We start from the raw sequence: 19,647 nt of genomic DNA on the forward strand, positions 1-19,647 counted from the left end.
ATTGATGTTGTGACTAAAAGTAAAAGCGCCCTTAGCTTTTGGCTAAAGACGCCTATAGGTCCCAAGTTTAGTGTAGAGGTGCTTTTTCTAAATCTTCTTGACGTGCTCCTAGTTCAGAACGTACCACTTGTTGTTCAAAACCTGCACGGTCAATACGTGCACGCTCACTTTGATCCAGTTTAGAAACTAAAATACTCACCATAAACGCAAAAGGCATCGAAAATAACGCAGGATTATCATAAGGGAAAATCGCCGTTTGATAGCCCATGACACCCACCCAAACCGTTGGTGATAAGATCACCAGTACAATGGCTGAGATAATGCCTGTAAATCCTCCCCAAATCGCGCCACGCGTGGTGAGATCTTTCCAATACATCGCTAAAAATAGCACAGGAAAATTAGCTGAAGCGGCAATACCAAAGGTCAGCCCCATTAAGAACGCAATATTCATTTTTTCAAATAAAATACCACACGCAATTGCGACGATTCCTAAGCCAATCACCGCTAAGCGTGACACCAGCATTTCTTGTTTTTCCGTTGCTTGGCCTTTTTTAATTACTTTACTAAATAGGTCATGGGAAATCGCAGACGCACCTGCTAAGGTTAAACCTGCAACCACTGCTAAGATCGTGGCAAATGCCACAGCAGACAAGAAGCCAAGTAAAGCGTTACCACCGAGTGCACCGGCTAAGTGAATCGCGACCATGTTCGAGCCGCCGAGTAATTCTCCACCGACTTGACCATTGACAAAAAATTGCGGACTGGTGCCGACAATTGAAATTGCAGCAAAACCTAAGATACAGACAATAATAAAGAAATAACCGATATAACCTGAGGCATAAAACACAGAGCGCCGTGCATCCGCTGCATTGGGCACAGTAAAGAAGCGCATTAAAATGTGCGGTAAACCGGCTAAACCAAAAATCAAGCCAATCGAAGTGGATAAAGCATTAATTGGATTAGAGAGCATACCTCCCGGTTGTAGGACTTTTTCACCCAGTTGATGGCTGGTGACCGCAGCATGTGCTAAACGATCTAGACTAAAACCAAAGTGCTTGAGTGCGAGATATAGGAGCAATGTGCCACCAAAAAGCAGTAAAATCGCTTTGGTAATCTGAATCCATGTTGTGGCCAGCATGCCACCAAACATGACATATACCAGCATGAGACAACCCACTAAAATGACTGAAATCTGATAGTCAATTCCAAAGAGTAGTTTAATCAATTGCCCTGCCCCCACCATTTGTAATAACAAATAGCACACCACCACAATCAGTGAGCCACACGTGGCTAAAATTCGGGTTTTTTGTGGATCTAAGCGGTAGGATACAATATCAGCAAAGGTATAACGGCCTAAGTTACGTAAGCGTTCTGCCATTAAAAAGGTCAGAATAGGCCAACAGACAAAGAAGCCCGTCACATAAATAAAGCCGTCATATCCTTTGAAAAACACCATACTTGAGACACCAAGTAAGGTAGACGCCGACATATAATCACCCGCAATGGCCAAACCATTTTGTTGGGCGGAAATAGAATTGCCCGCAGTATAGAAATCTTCTTTTGAACGGGTACGCCGTGCTGCCCACCAAGTAATCAATAAGGTCATGAATACCACGACAGCAAACATACTAATTGCGGTCCAGTTTAAATTTTGCCCTGCGGCATAGGCAGGCAAGCTTAAACTTAAGCCCAATAACAGTAGAAGGAATTTATTCATAGTGATACTCCTTCTTGAGACGTAACTTAATCTGATCAAAATGACGATTGGTAATGTAAATATAAATACCTGTGATCAACCAACTGACAATAATCACTAATGCTGCTAGAGGTAATCCTACCGTTAACACACGATCACCAAAGGTTTGTGCCAGAATTTCAGGTTTAAAACTCGCAATTGAAATAAATATAAAGTAAATGATCAACACGCTAGCACTCAGTAGCCAGGCAAAACGATTGCGAGAACGTACCATCGCCTGAAAATGCTGATCTTGAATAATGGCTTGTTCTTGTTGTTGTATATCCATATAACATGCTCCTTGACTTATGTTGTCTTAGACAACATTCATCTGCGCGAAATAACTGTGATATTGTTCACGTAAGGTTTTTTTACTGATTTTACCGGTTGCGGTGTGCGGAATATTTTTGACACAAATAGTGGCAGAAGGAAGTGCCCATTTTTCGATGGATGATGACAAATAGCTGATGATTTCTTCATGCTGAATCGTGGCATATTGGGCCTTGGGGACCACCACCAGCAACGGGCGTTCACCCCATTTGGGATGTTCTATCCCAATCACAGCTGCTTCATGAATCTTTTCGTAGCCCATCACGGCGTTTTCTAAGGCCACACTACTGATCCATTCACCGCCTGATTTGATCATATCTTTCACACGATCTGTGATGTGGATATAACCCAATTTATCAATACTGGCGATATCCCCGGTATTAAACCAACCTTGTTCAGCGCCACTGTCTTGGTGCATATAGTGTTCGACAATGGCGTGACCTCTAATTTCCAATTGTCCCTCTTGCAATTCACCTAAAGGCAACACCTGTTGATGCTGATCTTTGACCCGAACTTGTGTCCCAAAGATTGGACGGCCGCATTTTAAGCTTTGTTCTGGATGAGATGTTGGTGCATATTCTCCATGATTACATGCTGCTAAGGAGCTGGTCTCTGTCATTCCCCATGCATTATCGAGTTGAATACCGAGACGTTGCATACGCTCAATTAAAGCCAAAGATGCTGCAGAGCCGCCAGAGATCGCGCGTTTTAAGGGAAAGTTCTGTAGTGGATATTGCTGTAAATAGGCTTGAATACCTGCCCAAATTGTCGGTACACCCATAGCAATATCAACTTGCTCTTGCTGGATTAAGCGCACCATTTTGTCAGCTTGACCGGCAAATTGATGGCAGCAGACGAGTTTTGCACCACATAAAATAGTGTTATAGGGCATTCCCCAGGCACTGATATGATAGAGCGGCACCATAGGCATCATCACACTATGCAGATCCAACCCCACCACTTCGCGCATGCTTAAAATCAAAGCATGTAAGACTGTACTGCGATGTGAATAAAGCACTCCCTTTGGTTGTCCTGTGGTACCCGATGTATAGCATAAGCCACTGGCTTGCTGCTCTTTAATTTCTGGCCATAGGTAGGAGGTCGGCTGATCCTGTAAAATCTGTTCGTAAAACTGAAATGGGAATGTTGCACGCAGCATCGGATCTATATCGCCCAAGATAAAAATATGTTCCACACATGATTTAATCTGTTCATACATATTTTCGACCAAGCCAATGCATTCAGGTTCTACAAATAAAACTTGATCTTGAGCATCCTGAATAATCTGTAAGATTTGTTCGGGAAACAAGCGTGGATTGATGGTATGGTTGATCCGCCCTGAGCAAGGAATCGCATAGTGCAGTTCAATATGTTGATAGGTATTCCATGCCAGTGTTCCCATAATGGCATCAGATCTGATGCCTAAATGGTCAAATGCATGTGCAGCTTGGGCAACACGCTCAAATGCATCTTGATAGGTATAACGATGAACCGCTTTACCATCGGATTTTAAACTCACGATTTGCTGATGTGGGTACGCTAACAAGGCATGTTGCATAATTGAAGTGATGTTTAAATCACAGAACATCATCTGTCCATTCATTATTATTTTGTCCTTATCCATAGATAACAGGACTATTGCAAGCATAATGCCAATAAAAAAATGATTTAAATCAAAATATTGCGTAAATTAACATTGTTTCAAAATTGAAATTCATTGCAATTTTGCACCTTTATTTTTGTTGTTTGAGATTCAAGTATTTCATCTTACGCCATAAAGTAGTACGGCTGATATTCAAGTGCTGAGCAGCCAAATCTAAATTACCTTGAGCTTGTTCTAAAGCTTGGCTAATGAGGCTTTGTTCTTGCTGATATTTAACTTCTTTAAGGGGAGGAATATAACCTTGTTGCTCAGTGAAAAGTTCGGGCACATACTGTTTAAAACGCGCTGGGGTCAGCGGTTCAGTTAAGTTTAAGATCACACTTAAGCGCTCGATGACGTTTTCAAGTTCACGAATATTCCCTGGCCAGTGATACTGATTTAAAGCCCTCACTACATAAGAAGGCACATTTTGCCAAGCGATATTGTTACGGGCTAAAAATTTTTGACTGAAATATACGATATCTTCACGCCGTGCATTTAGACTTGGAATCTGTAACCTTAAAATATTTAAGCGATAGTATAGATCTGCGCGAAAGCGTCCTTCAGCGACCAACTGTTCCAAGTGACAATGTGTGGCTGCAATCACACGAATATCAATGGCATGGCTATGCAATGCTCCTAGACGTTGCACTTGTCGTTCCTGTAATACCCTTAAAAATCGGGTTTGCAAGTGTAAAGGCATGTCGCCAATTTCATCTAAAAATAAAGTTCCCTGATCTGCGGCTTCAATTAAGCCCAATTTTCCATTTTTTCTGGCCCCTGTAAAAGCACCTTCTTCATAACCAAACAATTCACTTTCTAAAATACTCTCTGGAAATGCAGCACAGTTAATTGCCACAAATGTACCTTGCTGACGTAAGCTGGCTTGATGAATACTTTGTGCTAAGACTTCTTTACCTGTACCACTTTCACCAGTAATGAGTACGGTTGCTTCGCTTTTGGCATATTCTTTAGCTAGCTGTAGAATTTGCTCAAAGTCATGATTTTGAGTGATCAAATCGCTAAATTGGTAGCGTGGGTTAAACTTGCGACTTGAAATCTTTCGAAATTCCCGACTTGAGCGCTCAACCTGTTGTAATTCTTGAATTTTAAGCACATAACCATCTAAATGCTCAGTACGCATAGGTGCGAGATGTACAGCAATTTTTTTATTTTTATAATCAATAGTTTGTAGGCTTGATTCTTTATTTAAGCTTAAATCTTTAAAAATTTTATTTAAGTTTTGATGTTGTAATTGCTGCGAATTCATCCCCAAAATCTGTTGCAAGGCAGCATTGACAAAATAAATACGACTATGTTGATCGACTACGCAGATACCATCACTTAAATGATCGAAAATCGCGGTCAGATGCTGTAAATGCTGTTTTTCCTGACGAATCTTATCTAAACGCTGTAAAGCATTTAAACAAAGGTCTTGTAATGCATTATGGCTTAAAGCCAATTGCCCTTTTAGGCCATTACTTTGAGCCAACTCTACAGCCACAGGTGAACCAATCACAGCATCAAAGCCTTGTTGTTTGGCTTGTTGAATACAATGCCTTGCACTTAAATAGGAGTCGTAGCTAAACTGCTTCACTTCCAGAGCAAAGACATCGGCATAATTGGCTAAATTGATGGTCGCTTGATTGGCCACTAAGGCAATTTTATGACAGTCTTTTAAGTTAGAAATTGCCTGTAAGACATCAAAGGCCCCAGTATGAATAGGATGGACTTCAATAGAGAGTTTTTTCTGTAAGAAATTTGCCGTTGCACCGGTCGACAAAATTATACTGGCCCCTTGTTGTACTAAGCACTGCGCCATTTCAAGGACTTCTGAAATATGGCATTCAAGAAAACCGATTTGGTCTGTGGCAAGATTTTGGATGGTTTGCTCAACCAAATCCCGAAAACCATTGATCTGTGGGTACTTGGTATAAGTCACTAAAATTTGAATCGGTTTTTGGTTCAGCATAATCATCCTATCTTTATTGTTATCATCTAAATGGGTGTGCAGCTATGTCCTGCATCTACCTTAATCTCAATGCCCGTCATTCCTTGGCTGGCATTTGAGGCAAGTAGTAATAATGCCCCATTTAGGTCTTCAAATTCAACAAAGCGTCTGAGCGGAATTTTTTTAATTAATTGTTGTCCGGCATCGCTATGCAAATAATCCTGGTTAATTTCAGTGACCATATAACCAGGTGCAATGGCATTTACGCGAATTTTATAACGTGCTAATTCGACCGCCATCACCTCCGTCAAATGCTTGAGACCCGCTTTTGAAGCACAGTAGGGACTGACCCCTAAATTAATCGATTGCGACAAAATTGAAGTAATATTAATAATCGCCCCTTGAATATTATGCCGAATGAAATGCTGGGCAATTTCTTGACTACATAACCAAGGCGCTTTTAAATTCGTGCCCACAATCTTATCCCAATCTTGATCTTGATAATCTAAAAACTTTTTGGTGTCACTGACTCCTGCATTGTTGATTAATACGTCTACATAGACCCCCTTTTGTTCTAAATCGCCTAGCATCTGTTGGACTTGTTCACGCTGATTGACATCCAGCGTATAGCGATAGATCCGCACCTGATATTGTTGTTCAAGCTGGGTTTGTAATGCTTGTAAGCGTTCACTGCGCCGTGCACACATAATAATATTGGCACCTGATGCTGCAAAAAGATGAGCAATATGTTCACCTAAGCCACTTGATGTCCCTGTAATTAAGATATTTTTACCCGTAACGTCAAAAATATTGTTCATAGGATCGCCTCATTTTTATTGTTTTTGATTTAATAATTTTTGTGAAATACTCATACGATGGACTTCATTGGCACCATCGTAAATCCGAAAACCACGCGCATCAGTAAAAATTTTACTCACCACACATTCATCTGTCATTGCTTGCCCACCCAGTACCTGTACGCTGCGGTCAATCACGCGCCAAATTGCATCGGCACTCAATACTTTGACCAAACTTGATTCATAATTACCACGTTGTTTGGCATCTAAGACTTGGGCACAGTAATGCACCGCTAAACGTGTGGTCAACAAATCAATTTCATTGTCAGCCAACATAAAACCAACGCCTTGATGATCACCTAAGCGTCTGCCAAAAGATTGTCGCACTCTAGCGTATGCTGTCGCAGTATCATGGGCACGCCGTGCTTGTCCAAGCCAACGCATACAATGTGTGAGGCGTGCTGGGGCCAAACGTACTTGGGCATATTTAAAACCTTGCCCGACCTCACCTAAAATATTCTTAGCTGGAATACGTAAGTTTTCAAAACGTAATATGCCATGTCCACCAGCAAAGCAAGAATCCATCGCATGCATGTTTTTTTCTAAGATATAGCCCGTTACATCAGTATCAGTCAAAAACATAGAGGCTGTACCATCTGGCATTTTAGCCATGATAATGGCGACCTTTGCCCCATCTGCCCCAGTGATGAGCCATTTACGTCCATTAATCAGATAATCATCGCCATCTTTAACGGCAGTTGTCAGTAACATAGAGGGATCTGAACCTGCACCTGGTGCAGGCTCTGTCATGGCAAAACAAGAGCGTATATGGCCTTCGACCAGAGGTTTTAACCAACGTTGTTTCTGCTCATCATTCGCAACAGCATCTAAGAGATGGATATTTCCTTCGTCAGGCGCGTGAATGTTCAGCGCAATGGGCCCTAAACATGAATAGCCGGCTTCTTCAAAGGCAATTGCCTTTTGCAAATGTGTCCAACCTAAGCCGCCGCTTGCAAGACTAGCATGTGGCGTGAGTAAATTTGCCTCGCGTGCATGTTGGATGAGTTCTGCACGCAATTCATCTGAAGGCCCATGTTCGTCCATGCGCGGGTCATTTTCATAAGGAATAATTTTATCTTGGATAAAATGGCGGACCTTTTGTTGTAAATCTTGTAATTCTGGGGTCAAAGTAATCATGTTTTAAGTTCCTGAAATCCGTTGGCTTGTTGATAGATCCGATAGATTTCATCCATCGCACTGTGCTGTTGATTGATTTTGAAAATGTTATAAGGCGTGTAGTTCTGTAGTTGTAAGCGTTTTTGAACTAACAGCTGATCTTTGACCCAATAATCAATAATATTTAAGCAACCATAATGTTGTTCTTGGACATAAAAATGATGCTTGTCTTGTCCATATACCCAATTAATGATGACGCGGTTGACCGCATCATGGGCTGCAATTAAGATTTGTTGAGCTGGGTTTTGGATTAAAATCTCATGTAATGCAGCCAATACTCGTTCTTGGAAGGCTTGCCAATGTTCACCTTGCATAAATTGTTCGAGTTGATGCTCCGCAGCCGCATACGCATACTTAATCAAAATTTCTGCTTGATCGAGGTGTATATCACGTAGTCTCCCCGAACGAATTTCACAGAAATCTGCTATTTTTTGAACAGATATATCACGCTCAGCCGCTAAAATGCTTGCTGTTTGTTCTGCGCGTAATAGAGTTGAACTGTAAATATGATCAAGATGTAGATCTTGCATCTGCTCAGACAAAAGTTGAATTTGCTGACGTCCTTGTGCTGAAAGTGCTGCAAATTTTGGATTAATGGGTTGATGCTCAGCATCAAAATAATCCACATGCCCATGTCTAACCAAATATAGACGTCCCCAATTAGCCATGTTTAAGCTCCTCTGGGTGTGTGATCGCAAGCTCTGCTCGATTAAGTTTAACAAGATAGTTATACCAATCTATTTGATAATCTTGACGTAAGTCTTGAGATAAATGCTGTAGACCTTCTTCTATATTGGTAATCGGAACACCATAGATCTCATGTAATGTGGCCTGAATGGATTGATCTTGCTGTGCTGCATGGGTGATGTATTGCTTTAATAAATCAAAGCTACGCAGCAGCATTAAAAGCTCATATTTAGACTCGCTATGTTTGGGTATTAATTCATGCTTTAAACAATCTTGACTGGCTTGAATCAGCATTAATAGTTTTTCTTGATTCATGTTCTATCTCCAATAAGATCTAAAATATTTTTTTCAAGTTGTGGGACTAAAAACTCCGTCAGAGCCAACTCTAGTGAATAAGGAAAATGATTTAAATTGCGATCGGATTGTTGCATAGCGACAATTGCCCAGCGCACATGTGCCAATACATGCCAAAATTTCATTTCAAATTCAGGGATATAAATATCATTTTCTTCTGCGTAGGCACGCATAAAATCCTCATAATCCCCAATCCCCCCTGCCAATGCTTGATTTTGACCAAAACGCCAACATTTTGCTGTAAACCAGCCAATATCTTCACGGCGGTCACCCCAGTGAGTAAACTCCCAATCTAAAATGCCACTGATATGGTCATCTTCAATCATCAAGTTTCCTGTCCGATAATCACCATGCACCAAGACAATCTCATCAACGCTTGGTTGATGTTTTTGCATCCATTGCAAAGCAAATTCCACTATAGGGCGTGCACGTTTAAGGTTCTCTAATTGTTGAGTAAGTTGTTGGATTAAATTGGTCAGATAATTCTTAGAGTCTGGATAAGGCAGAATTTTTTCAAGTTCTTGGTCATGTTGTATCTGATGAATACGCGCGAGATGCCGACCAATATCCTGAACAATCTTTTTTTGTAATTCAGGTTGTTTAAGACGGACTAATTTGTGTCCTTCAGTCACACCTGATATTTTTTGCATCATAAAAAAATCACTATTTAGAAAATTGTCCTTTGCAGAAAAATACAAAGGCTCTGGCACTTGAATACCAAGTTCAAATAAACGTCTAAGTAGTTGATATTCTTGAGCACGATCTGAACTAGCATCAACGACAGTGTCAGCATTCTTACGTAGCACAATGGCCCAATCTTGTTCTGATGAAGCAATAGCCCAATTTTCTTGAATCGCCCCACCACTTAGTTTGTGAATATGAATATCCCGTGCTAAACGGTAATGTAATTGCTGTTGAATTAAGGTTTTTAAATTTTGTTTTTGTTGTAGATCCATGACATGCTCCTCCTGCTAACACTAATTTAGCAAAAGCCATGCCATAGTAAAAATCCATATATTTTAATTACTTACAATAAGGTTAATAATTTCATATTTGAAAATATTTTCAAATATGAAATTCTCTTTTCTTTAATCTTTTATTAGGTTTTTGATTATATGCTCTTATTATTTACTATACTTAGACTATTTTTTGGAAGTTATATTGCCTGGAAATTCAAAGCATTTATCAAAAAATTAAAAATAGTGCTGATAGCCACGTGCTGTCCCATTACGCGCTTTTTTCATACTTAGGCTATCTGCTTTAAGCAATAAATGAATAAATTCTGGCAAATCTTGCTGTTGTAAATTTTGTGGCTGGAAACTTTGAATCCCTTTCTTATTTAAGAAGCTCTGTAACATTGAACTGGTTTTGGCATATTTCATTGACCATTGAGCAAAACTGGCTGTCTCAATATTTTCTATTTCAAAACATTTCAATATCTGATGTCTAGAATCAGTTCTAATACCTTCATATATAGAGATCACCTGCTGCTCTTCACCTTCTAGGCATTGAAAAAAATGTCCATGCGCATAATACAGAACACCACAAACGCCTTGTGCTACATTCACAGTCCGAGCTTTGACCAAGATCGCGCGAAGATCTTCAAGTAAGTCTTGTTCTCCAGACAAATACTGGCTAGCGTAGTTTAAGCGAATTAACATGGGTATCCTTGATTAAAAATATGTGATTTTTCCACTTATTCTTATATAAATTTAACATAACAATAAACGAAATATAAATTAAGGTCATTTTTTATGCAATTGTAAGCTTTTGACTATAGACATTGTTATAAAAATTGCAAATACTACGAAAAACTTAATAACAATTAGAGAGTTAAAATGACGCAATCACCTGTTTATTTACTACGCCAAATTTATTATTTTTTATTAGAAAGACCAGAAATCAATAAAAAAAGTAATCTAGAGAATATTCAGGAGTTTTTTTTTGAATTGGGACTTTCTTGTATGATCAATGATCACCACAGAATCCAGATTACTCATCGCCATCATCCACAAAGTTTAAGTATTAATGCACATGAATTACCGCATTTCTTAAATGAAAAAGATTTTATTCAATGGGCCTCAAATGTTTTAAAGCAGCAGAGAGCTGCTCAAGTCTAAGCATATTCAGTAAATTGCTTTGTATACTAAGCCCCTTAAGACAAGTATAAGGGGCTTTTTCTTAGAAGAAGCAATGCAAGTATTTGCTCTTAAAATTGATAATTGATGCCCGCATAGAATGCCCTTCCTTCTCCAGGTGTAGCACGCGCACGATCTTCACCTAAATCATTGAAGCCTGGTGTAATCGTTGAACTATATTTTTTATTGGTTAGATTTTTAACATCTAACCATAGATCTATGCCTGGACGAATCGCATTCCAACCCGCATTAATCCCCCAAATTTGATAATCATCTGAATAGCGGGTATTGGCATAATCAATCGGCATCTTTGCCACATATTCAGTATTCAAACCCACAAACCAACTCTGTGGATGCTGATACTTCAGCTGAGCCTGGTAATAGTGCCGAGGAATACCGGCCAACTCATTACGCTTAAAATTGTTATCTTTTTCATAATAAAAATCACTAAAAGTATAAGCTTGTTTTAAAGACAGATCTGCACCATTTGAAGCTTGCCATAATTTGCTATTCAAGCCCAATTCTACACCTTGATGAATCGTATCACTGGCATTAGATTCAGCAATAATTTGATCGGGTGCTGCTTGAATTTCAACCATTAAGAGTTCGTCATTTAAATGTGCACGATGATAAGTCGCAGACCAAACCCCAACAGTACTCTCTCCGCGTGCGCCAATTTCAAAGCTGGTTGCCTGTTGGTTACTTAGAGGGACAGCGGTATTTTGGCGTCCTGTTGCAGTTCCACTACCTACGGGGAAATATTGATTCGATCCCCATAACATTGACCAGGCATGTGCAGGTTCAATACTACGCGATAAGTTCGCATAGAGCTGAGTATCATCATTAAGTTCATAACGTACTCCCAAACGATAGGCGTAGTCCCATTTATTCTGTTGCAACTTTTCATCCACTTGTGGCCAGGTCACATAAGCATCACGTTGGCTGTAGATTGCACCTAGACCTGTGATAAACCACAATCCTGGCGACCATTCGAGCTCATTATGTACATTTAAAACTTGATCATGACCACGGTGAACATAGCGGCGACTCACGCTACCTGCATTGCCATAGGCATTGTTAAAACGCAAGCTTTCTGTGCCATTGGCAGAATTATGTTGCGTAGTACTGCTCAAAGAGACTTTTGCAATATTTTGCCGATCTAACCAGATAAACGGTTGTTTCCATGCCAGCTTTGCTGTGAGGTCCGTGTAGTCGACATAAATACGGTATAAACTTTCTTGTAAATCCATTGGATAATCATGGTAAGCAAGACTGGCTTGTAAACGACCACCTTGTGCTAAGTGCCATGTGGTTTGATTGGCCAGCCATGTACTGCCAGGCTGAATACGTTTTGCATCAATCGTTAAATTATATGGATTGGCTTGCTCAGGATTTTCCTTTATTTGCTGCTGAGTTAAACGACCTGGAGTTTGATGTTCAGTTTCACGGTAGCGTATATAAAAACGTGTATCCACTTGATCATTCATTTGGTAGCCTATATTGGCCGTAATACCTGTCGCCTCACTTTGACTATGCTGTTGGTAACCATCTGTTTGAGTATGAGTTGCAGCAATATAGTAGTCTAAATCACCTAAATCTTGCCCATAGCTGAAGTGGTATTTTTGATAAGCATGACTACCTGCAGCAATTTTCAGTTGTGCGCCTGAATGATTTTTACCCGTGAGACTTACATAATTAATTGCGCCCCCTAATGCAAGTGCACCTTTTTCAAAACCATTACTGCCACGCAGAACCTCCACATGAGACAGCCAATTTGGCTCAAGTAACTCATAGGGCGTGCCTCCAGGACCTGTTAAAGGGATATCATCTAGCAAAATATAGTTGCCCGATGCATGTGCTCCAGACCCTCGATTGATACCTGAGCCGCGAATTGAAATTTTAATACCTTCATTACCTGCAGTTTGAGCATAAATTCCTGGTTCACCCTGTAATATATCAGCATTGCTTTGGATTCTATGCTGCTGATTTGCAACCTCAATGAGGTTAGTTGCACCAGCCACTGTAATGAGTTGTTGTTTACTACTTTCAAGTGGATCTTCACTTTGCGCTTGTAAGACCAAATCATCAAGCTGGCGAATGTTATCTTCTGCATATACTAAGCTGGTTGCCTGTAGTGCTAAAGCTAATGCACTCAATTGGAATATTGGTCGGTTCAACATGAAATATCCTTATCAATTCACGATTCTTATCATTTGGCACGTTAAATAGTGCTTCTTTATACCTTAACAATGGCTTATTGAGAAAAAAACAGCTTTTTATTCCGATTATTTTGTTAATAAATCAACAAGTTTTCAAGAAACTTTGCAAGTAAATCACAAATTCTACAAATAAAGATGTTAAGAACGTGACTGGTAAGTTGAGACACTAACTTCTAAGAACGCATGCCTTTTGCAAAACCAGCATAGGAACTAAGATTGCAGCGAACATGTTAATAACTTGGATAGATAACCAACATTTTGATTAGAAGCTAAAAAAGATAAATGAGTCATTAAATTTATGAAAATTGCACAGAATTTGCGACTAACTCAATTAATTCTTTTACTTCTAACTTGCTTTAAATAGGCAATGATTGAGCAGAATTGAGATTAGACTCATTATTCACTTGATCAATTCACGCATATAGGCAAAAACTGACATTTTGTTGTTTAAATACTCACTATAGAACGTGCTTGACCTTTTAAATTTGATTCAATATTTTCTTTCAAGCGATGAAATAAACCCCATTGAGCTTCTTCGCTTGCCCAAGCGATATGTGGAGTGAGTAAGGTATTTAAGCTACGCTCTAGTAATGGATCATCCGCAGTCATAGGTTCCTGATGTGCTGTATCTGCGGCATAGCCCGCGATCTGTTGGGCTCGTAGAGCTTTAACTAAATCCACTTGATCCACTAAGCCTGCTCGGCTGACGTTAATAAGCACGCTGTTTGGTTTCATTTGAGCAAAGACCAACGCATTGATCACACCTCGGTTATCTTCATTGAGTTGACAATGTAAGGATAAAATATCTGCTTGTGCAATTGCTTGATGAAAAGGCAAGTAACCATCACGACATGTGGTTGCATTGGGTCGTTCTGCATAGACGACTTTCATATTAAATGCTTTTGCCTTAGAGGCAACCGCCTCACCAATCGCTCCACGTCCTAGAATGACTAAGGTTTTACACTGCAACTGTTGGATAGGAAATTGAGATTGTAAGTAGCAAAAGCCTTGACTTTGCTGCCAGCGCCCATCTCGGGTACTGTTGTGATAGTTGAGCAAATTCTTGAGCATCACCAGCATCAACATGAATGTATGTTCTGCTACACTTTCGGTTGCATAATCTCTGACATTACATACCTTTACGCCATGTTGATGAGCAAGGCTTAAATCAATATGTTCATAGCCAGTCGAACATAAGGCAATCAGTTTTAAATTGGGATTATGCTGATATACAACATCTGTTACCTGTAAGTCGTTAATAATCAAGACATCCTGATCAAAAATATCCTGTTCTAACTGTTGCTGATTCAACTGATGAAAACCACGATAAACAAAGTCAAAATTAAATTGAAATGCTGTACTAATCAGGAATTTTTCTTCGGCACAAGTAATGCAATACATCTTATGACTCTCCATGCGATGGATATTTAACCTGTGGCAAAATACACAGCATTTCATAGAGCAAATTGGCCCCTAATAATGCCGTATTGCCTGTCGTATCATAAGGCGGCGATACTTCAACTAAATCAGCACCTACAATATTTAAACCTTTGCAACCACGAATAATTTCTAGAGCTTGGATTGTGGTAAGCCCACCTACTTCAGGTGTGCCCGTGCCTGGCGCCCAAGCAGGGTCAATACCATCAATATCAAAAGATAAATACACTGGCCCACCTTGGACTTGCTCGCGTACCTCTTGCATCAAGGGGGCTAAAGAGCGATGCCAGCACTCTTCCGCTTGCACAACACGAAAACCCTGATGACGTCCCCAGTTAAAGTCGTCATTACTATAGCCTTGTGCACGCAAACCAATTTGTACCACGCGAGAACAATCGAGTAATCCCTCTTCTACCGCGCGGCGAAATGTAGTGCCGTGCGCGATTTTCTCACCAAACATTTCATCATTAACATCGGCATGCGCATCAATATGAATCAGACCTACTTTGCCATGTTTAGCTTTTATCGCACGCAATATCGGCAAAGTAATTGTATGATCTCCACCTAATGTCAATGGGATGACATCATGTGCCATCACCTGATGGTAATGTTGTTCAATAATTCTGACTGCATCAAGTAAATTAAAAGTATTAATTGCTACATCACCTAAGTCAGCAACATTAACACTTTCAAACGGTGCTGCACCGGTAGCCATATTGTAGGGACGAATCATAACCGACTCGGCACGAATTTGACGTGGTCCAAAACGCGTACCTGCACGCAATGAAGTGCCAATATCTAAAGGCACACCAATAAAACCGACATCAATCTCTGACCAATGTTCAGCTTGCTCAAAAATAGGTAAACGCAGCATCGACGCAATACCGCCAAAACGCGGCATGACATTGCCGCTTTGTGGTTGATGAAATGACATATGTGTTCCTTGTTGTTATTTTCTATAATCTGATGAAATGAGACGTTTTGCCGCTTGCCAGAAGAGTGCAGTAATGCCTAGCTCTTCATCTTGAGCAAATTGTTGTTGGGTATATGCTGCAATTGTTGCATCAATATAGGGCGTATGTGCTAAGTCACAACGTGTTTGAATCTGACAAGCGCGTTCTAAAAAATAAATATTTTCAAACGCGCTTGCGATAGTTTGACCTGTTGCAATTAAACCATGGTGACGTAGCAATAACACAGGGTAATGTCTGAGATCTGCGACCAACTGAGTTTGCTCATTTTCAGACAATACAATCCCAGCATAATCGTGATAGCCCACATTTTGATAAAATTTTAATGCATGCTGTGAAATAGGTAATAATCCATCGACATGACTGGCTACTGCAATACCATCTACAGTATGGATATGAATCACACAATTTAATTCAGGTCGTGCCTGATGGATTGCTGCATGAATTAAAAATCCAGCTTGATTCACACGTTTATGTTTCTCAAAATGCTCAATGATTTCACCCTCATGATTAATTTTAACCAAGTCAGAAGCACACATCTGTTCAAATGGCACAGTATAATCGTTAATCAAAAAACAATTGGGCTGATCCAACAATTTAAAGCTGACATGTGTATCAATTAAATCTGTCATACGATAATGAGCGAGTACTCGATACAAAGCCGCCAATTCACAGCGCGCAGACCACTCGAGCTCAGATACTTGGGTTTGCATATGTTCTCCTTGTTGTACATTTAACTATGCAAAATCAAGACCGATCTTCGAGCATATAATTTTAAATCGATGATTTTTAAGATGTTTGTATTTTCAAAATAAATCGTTAGGAAAATACAAATCCTGAAAGCGGCGAATTCACGTTACAAATCAGTATCTTTAAGCAAAGAGTAGTGATCATTGAAAGTTAAGTTGCTCGCAATTACCTGTCTGACTGCATTATTTATGGGCTGTCAACCAAGTAAAACTGTGCAGGAGTCAGATCTGCCAATCAAAGTCGGTATGGATATTGCCTTTCCACCCTTTGAATCCATGAATGCCCAAGGACAACCGGTTGGATTCGATATTGATGTCATGAATGGAATTTTGGCGCATCATGGGAAGCAAGCTGAATATATTGATACACGTTTTTATCATTTGATTACAGGTGTGAAAGCGCAAAAGTTCGATGTCGTAATCTCAGGGTTATATATCACTAAAGAGCGCATGCAAGAAGTCGACATGATTCCTTACTACAAAACCACACAAGCTGTGGTGGTTGCTAAAGATAGCACTTATCAACCCAAAACACGTGTCGATCTCTGTGGTAAACGCATCGCCACCCAAAAAGGTACGCAATATCCTAATCAACTGAATCAAATTTCACAGGAAACCTGTTTAACGCAAGGTAAGGCAGCAATTCAAGTTCTTGAATTTGAGACATCGCCACAGGCAATCCAGGCCGTTCTCGCCAAAGCTGCTGATGCAGAATATGATGATATTGTAGCGCTGCGCTTAGCCGTGAAGCAGCGCCCTGAGCATATTAAAATGACTTCAACTGATCCTTTTTTCCCGATGTTTGGCGGTATTGTGGTACGTAAGGGGGATCAGAAAACCTATCAAGAAATTGAAAGCGGTTTAAATGCAATGAAAGCCTCAGGAGACTATCAAAAGCTCTTAGCGCAGTATGGATTAATTGAACCTACTGAAGCAGAACGCTCTAAGTTGAAAAATTTTCAGTAATACTTCACCTAAGAACCTGTCAAAAGACAGAGTTCTTAGGGAGCATATTTCTGGGTAATACACTTGAGCCAACACAGCTATGCATCGATCATCTATGTAATGGTAGATGATTACACTCTCCCAAATACATGCCCTTACCCCAAGCGGTCAAATCCTCTATTTATTTTTGTAGCATTTGCAGCTTTGCAGCTTTGCAGGACAATATCTTAGATTAGGCCAGGCGAATTATTGGAGCTCATATTCACAGCACAATATATTACACCACATTACCCCCTAGCCTCTGATGTTTAATGATTCTTTAAGTACTTGCATATGCTTTCTTATCCAAGTTGGACATTTTAAAGATCGCGTTGATGAATCATAAGCGCCCAAGGCTTGTCTGTCGGATTTGATCAAACCAATTGCAGGATCCTATCCATACAATTGTCGTATAGCAGCCGCAGTCACAATACCAACCCCTATCGCAAGTAGAGGTTTTTTGAAAATTACGGCTGTTATAGCTGTTGCTAATAATGCGCATCGAGCACCAACATCACCCTCAATTGCAATTGGCGCCAATATAGAGACCAGTACAGAAGCTGACATTGCGCTAATGAAACGCTGCATTCGGTCATTGATTGGAATAAAGGACATGATGAATACACCACCCCAACGTGTAGCCAATGTTACAAGCGCCATAATAAAAATAATCAGTCCTACCGACTGTATACTCATCTCTAAATTCATGCCTGTTTGTCCTTTAAGACCATACCAACCAGGCCACCTGCTAAAGCGCCAACCACAACATGAGCATTTTCAGGTAAATACCAATAAGCAAGTAATGAACTCATAGCTGCTGCTATCCATATGCAGATCATTCTTAAATTTTTCTGCCCTCCAACAACCATTGATAGCAAAAAACAAGCCATCACCATATCTAGACCAAAATGGGTAGGGTTTTGAATAACACGACCAAAATATAAACCCAAACAAGTTCCTATGATCCAGAACAACCACAGGGCAATTCCGCCACCACATAAAACTCCAAGCCCTGGTTTTTGATTTTGAAATGCTTGTTGAGCGAATGCCCAATTCGCATCAGAGATGACCAATAAAATGCTATATCGTTTGAGTGGAGATAAATGCTTTAGCCAAGGATACAAAGATGCACCCATTAAAATATGTCGTGCATTAATAAAGAAAATAGTCACGAGTAGCGGAATTAAAGACACACTTTGTCCCCATAATTCCAATGTGGCAAATTGAGCAGCACCCGCAAATACAAATGCACTCATCGAAATGATAGCTAACGGATCTAATCCCGTTTGAATGGCAGCTAATCCAAATGCAGCACCAAAAACTGCCACAAAAATAGAGAGAGGAAGGAGGCTTTTGAAACCTTGCCAGATAAGGTCATTATCCAATTTGCTCAGTTGTTGGTCTATGTTTGACACATCAAATCCTTGATATTAAATTCTTATTAAAAATAAAGAGTGAGATAAGAGTTAAATTTTATAATGTATTTTAATTTATAAAAGCGAATAATGTAGTGGTTTAATAAAGTTGGACACCAATTTAGGTGATAATGTATTCACCAAAGAGGTGCTCAATGAGAACAAGACGAACATTTACTCCAGAATTCAAATTAGAAGCAGCAAGCCTTGTACTTGATCAAGGCTATTCAATTTTACAGGCCTGTCGTGCTTTAGATGTTGGGCAGACAGCATTAAAACGTTGGGTTGATCAACTTCAATTTGAACGAACAGGACAATCTCCAACAATGCCTGCTCTAACAGCTGAGCAAAGGGAAATACAACAACTTAAAGCTCGTATCCATCAACTCGAGCAGGAGAAGATGATCCTAAAAAAGGCTACAGCTCTCTTAATGTCAGACGAATTCAAACATATGCGTTGATTGATCAATTAAGAAAGCTAAGCTCTGTTAAATTAATCTGTCGTGCCTTTGGTGTACTGCGTTCAAGCTATTACCATTACCGTTCAACAAGTAAAACTCCTCATCCAGATCGTATCAAGCTTAAAGTGATGATTAAAAGTCTATTTAAGCAAAGTCGTCACTCTCTTGGTAGTCGGGGAATTCGATTTATGTTGTTGAATCAGGGCATTAAGATTGGACGCTATCTGGTACGTAAGTTAATGCGTGAATCAGGTCTTGTTTCCAAACAACGTAAGAAGTACAAATATCAAAGCAACGTAGCTGAAGTCCCTGCTGTTCCAAATATATTAAACAGGCAATTTAAACCTGTTCAGCCTAATCATGTGTGGAGCAGTGACATTACCTATATTTGGACAGGTAAAACATGGGCTTATCTTGCAGTTGTTCTTGATCTGTATGCTCGTCGAGTGATTGGTTGGTCTATGTCGTCCCAAGCAGACCAACATTTAGTCATTAAGGCATTAGATGAAGCATGGCATCGGCGAGGTAAACCGAGTGGCGT

The 19,647-nt window shown here is 40.0% G+C and carries 20 protein-coding genes; 4 read left to right on the forward strand and 16 right to left on the reverse strand.

Annotation, left to right across the window (positions count from 1 at the left end; all coding sequences use genetic code 11):
* Positions 1 to 67: 67 nt before the first annotated feature.
* The 10 genes from actP to AC5YCI_RS13400 all read right to left on the reverse strand — a co-directional run bounded on the left by actP (position 68) and on the right by AC5YCI_RS13400 (position 10,393).
* Entirely contained in the window at positions 68 to 1,717 is a 1,650-nt protein-coding gene (gene actP / locus AC5YCI_RS13355) for a cation/acetate symporter ActP (protein WP_496130614.1), read from the reverse strand.
* On the reverse strand, positions 1,710 to 2,024 hold the full coding sequence (locus tag AC5YCI_RS13360) for a DUF485 domain-containing protein (protein WP_496130613.1): 315 nt from the start codon (positions 2,022 to 2,024) through the stop codon (positions 1,710 to 1,712). Before AC5YCI_RS13360 ends, actP begins: the two co-directional genes overlap by 8 nt.
* Positions 2,025 to 2,051: 27 nt before the next feature.
* Entirely contained in the window at positions 2,052 to 3,668 is a 1,617-nt protein-coding gene (locus AC5YCI_RS13365; protein WP_496175682.1) for a long-chain-fatty-acid--CoA ligase, read from the reverse strand.
* A gap of 130 nt (positions 3,669 to 3,798) precedes the next feature.
* Positions 3,799 to 5,679, reverse strand: coding sequence for a sigma 54-interacting transcriptional regulator (locus tag AC5YCI_RS13370; protein WP_496130611.1), 1,881 nt, complete (start codon positions 5,677 to 5,679; stop codon positions 3,799 to 3,801).
* A 26-nt stretch (positions 5,680 to 5,705) separates the two neighbouring features.
* Positions 5,706 to 6,476 (reverse strand): SDR family NAD(P)-dependent oxidoreductase, encoded by a 771-nt coding sequence (locus AC5YCI_RS13375; protein ID WP_496130610.1) that lies wholly within the window; start codon positions 6,474 to 6,476, stop codon positions 5,706 to 5,708.
* Between the two features lie 15 nt (positions 6,477 to 6,491).
* On the reverse strand, positions 6,492 to 7,652 hold the full coding sequence (locus AC5YCI_RS13380; protein ID WP_496130609.1) for an acyl-CoA dehydrogenase family protein: 1,161 nt from the start codon (positions 7,650 to 7,652) through the stop codon (positions 6,492 to 6,494).
* Positions 7,649 to 8,359, reverse strand: coding sequence for a histidine phosphatase family protein (locus AC5YCI_RS13385; RefSeq protein ID WP_496130608.1), 711 nt, complete (start codon positions 8,357 to 8,359; stop codon positions 7,649 to 7,651). Before AC5YCI_RS13385 ends, AC5YCI_RS13380 begins: the two co-directional genes overlap by 4 nt.
* Positions 8,352 to 8,693, reverse strand: a complete 342-nt coding sequence (locus AC5YCI_RS13390) for a hypothetical protein (RefSeq protein WP_496130607.1) — start codon at positions 8,691 to 8,693, stop codon at positions 8,352 to 8,354. The genes AC5YCI_RS13385 and AC5YCI_RS13390 overlap by 8 nt, the downstream gene beginning before the upstream one ends.
* Positions 8,690 to 9,688 carry a phosphotransferase family protein gene (locus AC5YCI_RS13395; protein ID WP_496175683.1) on the reverse strand — a complete coding sequence of 333 codons (999 nt, stop codon included), beginning with the start codon at positions 9,686 to 9,688 and terminating at the stop codon, positions 8,690 to 8,692. Before AC5YCI_RS13395 ends, AC5YCI_RS13390 begins: the two co-directional genes overlap by 4 nt.
* A gap of 237 nt (positions 9,689 to 9,925) precedes the next feature.
* The gene (locus AC5YCI_RS13400) at positions 9,926 to 10,393 is read right to left on the reverse strand and encodes a BLUF domain-containing protein (RefSeq protein WP_496130605.1); all 468 of its coding nucleotides are present in this window, start codon (positions 10,391 to 10,393) and stop codon (positions 9,926 to 9,928) included.
* A 177-nt stretch (positions 10,394 to 10,570) separates the two neighbouring features.
* Here AC5YCI_RS13400 and AC5YCI_RS13405 point away from each other — a divergent pair, with 177 nt between their 5' ends.
* A complete protein-coding gene (locus AC5YCI_RS13405; RefSeq protein ID WP_496175684.1) occupies positions 10,571 to 10,852 on the forward strand; it encodes a hypothetical protein in 282 nt (93 codons plus the stop codon).
* Positions 10,853 to 10,941: 89 nt separating this feature from the next.
* On the opposite strand, the gene AC5YCI_RS13410 is transcribed toward AC5YCI_RS13405, so the two are convergent.
* From AC5YCI_RS13410 to AC5YCI_RS13425, 4 genes are all read right to left on the reverse strand, one after another.
* A complete protein-coding gene (locus tag AC5YCI_RS13410; protein WP_496130603.1) occupies positions 10,942 to 13,050 on the reverse strand; it encodes a TonB-dependent receptor family protein in 2,109 nt (702 codons plus the stop codon).
* A 486-nt stretch (positions 13,051 to 13,536) separates the two neighbouring features.
* Positions 13,537 to 14,490, reverse strand: a complete 954-nt coding sequence (locus AC5YCI_RS13415) for an NAD(P)-dependent oxidoreductase (protein ID WP_496130602.1) — start codon at positions 14,488 to 14,490, stop codon at positions 13,537 to 13,539.
* Between the two features lies 1 nt (position 14,491).
* Positions 14,492 to 15,460 carry an agmatinase gene (gene speB / locus AC5YCI_RS13420; protein ID WP_496130601.1) on the reverse strand — a complete coding sequence of 323 codons (969 nt, stop codon included), beginning with the start codon at positions 15,458 to 15,460 and terminating at the stop codon, positions 14,492 to 14,494.
* Between the two features lie 15 nt (positions 15,461 to 15,475).
* Positions 15,476 to 16,210: a class II aldolase/adducin family protein gene (locus AC5YCI_RS13425; protein WP_496175685.1), complete on the reverse strand. Its 735-nt coding sequence runs from the start codon at positions 16,208 to 16,210 to the stop codon at positions 15,476 to 15,478.
* A gap of 180 nt (positions 16,211 to 16,390) precedes the next feature.
* Here AC5YCI_RS13425 and AC5YCI_RS13430 point away from each other — a divergent pair, with 180 nt between their 5' ends.
* The gene (locus AC5YCI_RS13430; RefSeq protein ID WP_496130599.1) at positions 16,391 to 17,212 is read left to right on the forward strand and encodes an ABC transporter substrate-binding protein; all 822 of its coding nucleotides are present in this window, start codon (positions 16,391 to 16,393) and stop codon (positions 17,210 to 17,212) included.
* Positions 17,213 to 17,623: 411 nt separating this feature from the next.
* Here the strand turns inward: AC5YCI_RS13430 and AC5YCI_RS13435 are convergent, their stop codons facing one another.
* Entirely contained in the window at positions 17,624 to 17,926 is a 303-nt protein-coding gene (locus AC5YCI_RS13435) for an AzlD family protein (protein ID WP_496175686.1), read from the reverse strand.
* Positions 17,927 to 17,934: 8 nt separating this feature from the next.
* Complete coding sequence (locus AC5YCI_RS13440; RefSeq protein WP_496130597.1) at positions 17,935 to 18,645, reverse strand: AzlC family ABC transporter permease; 711 nt, start codon at positions 18,643 to 18,645, stop codon at positions 17,935 to 17,937.
* A 155-nt stretch (positions 18,646 to 18,800) separates the two neighbouring features.
* Between AC5YCI_RS13440 and AC5YCI_RS13445 the strand changes: the two genes are divergently transcribed.
* Entirely contained in the window at positions 18,801 to 19,106 is a 306-nt protein-coding gene (locus AC5YCI_RS13445; protein ID WP_419354288.1) for a transposase, read from the forward strand.
* Positions 19,103 to 19,647 (forward strand): IS3 family transposase (locus tag AC5YCI_RS13450; RefSeq protein ID WP_496175660.1); only part of this gene is annotated, 545 nt, incomplete at its 3' end. The genes AC5YCI_RS13445 and AC5YCI_RS13450, both read left to right, overlap by 4 nt.

This window comes from Acinetobacter sp. CY17 (assembly GCF_059515825.1).

Bases quoted from the DNA above. Each gene is read 5' to 3' on its own strand.
- speB (WP_496130601.1), bottom strand. From the start codon at position 15,460: ATGTCATTTCATCAACCACAAAGCGGCAATGTCATGCCGCGTTTTGGC.
- AC5YCI_RS13370 (WP_496130611.1), bottom strand. From the start codon at position 5,679: ATGCTGAACCAAAAACCGATTCAAATTTTAGTGACTTATACCAAGTAC.
- AC5YCI_RS13375 (WP_496130610.1), bottom strand. From the start codon at position 6,476: ATGAACAATATTTTTGACGTTACGGGTAAAAATATCTTAATTACAGGG.
- actP (WP_496130614.1), bottom strand. From the start codon at position 1,717: ATGAATAAATTCCTTCTACTGTTATTGGGCTTAAGTTTAAGCTTGCCT.
- AC5YCI_RS13400 (WP_496130605.1), bottom strand. From the start codon at position 10,393: ATGTTAATTCGCTTAAACTACGCTAGCCAGTATTTGTCTGGAGAACAA.
- AC5YCI_RS13415 (WP_496130602.1), bottom strand. From the start codon at position 14,490: ATGTATTGCATTACTTGTGCCGAAGAAAAATTCCTGATTAGTACAGCA.
- AC5YCI_RS13365 (WP_496175682.1), bottom strand. From the start codon at position 3,668: ATGAATGGACAGATGATGTTCTGTGATTTAAACATCACTTCAATTATG.
- AC5YCI_RS13380 (WP_496130609.1), bottom strand. From the start codon at position 7,652: ATGATTACTTTGACCCCAGAATTACAAGATTTACAACAAAAGGTCCGC.
- AC5YCI_RS13390 (WP_496130607.1), bottom strand. From the start codon at position 8,693: ATGAATCAAGAAAAACTATTAATGCTGATTCAAGCCAGTCAAGATTGT.
- AC5YCI_RS13395 (WP_496175683.1), bottom strand. From the start codon at position 9,688: ATGGATCTACAACAAAAACAAAATTTAAAAACCTTAATTCAACAGCAA.
- AC5YCI_RS13410 (WP_496130603.1), bottom strand. From the start codon at position 13,050: ATGTTGAACCGACCAATATTCCAATTGAGTGCATTAGCTTTAGCACTA.
- AC5YCI_RS13425 (WP_496175685.1), bottom strand. From the start codon at position 16,210: ATGCAAACCCAAGTATCTGAGCTCGAGTGGTCTGCGCGCTGTGAATTG.
- AC5YCI_RS13435 (WP_496175686.1), bottom strand. From the start codon at position 17,926: ATGAGTATACAGTCGGTAGGACTGATTATTTTTATTATGGCGCTTGTA.
- AC5YCI_RS13405 (WP_496175684.1), top strand. From the start codon at position 10,571: ATGACGCAATCACCTGTTTATTTACTACGCCAAATTTATTATTTTTTA.
- AC5YCI_RS13445 (WP_419354288.1), top strand. From the start codon at position 18,801: ATGAGAACAAGACGAACATTTACTCCAGAATTCAAATTAGAAGCAGCA.
- AC5YCI_RS13360 (WP_496130613.1), bottom strand. From the start codon at position 2,024: ATGGATATACAACAACAAGAACAAGCCATTATTCAAGATCAGCATTTT.
- AC5YCI_RS13385 (WP_496130608.1), bottom strand. From the start codon at position 8,359: ATGGCTAATTGGGGACGTCTATATTTGGTTAGACATGGGCATGTGGAT.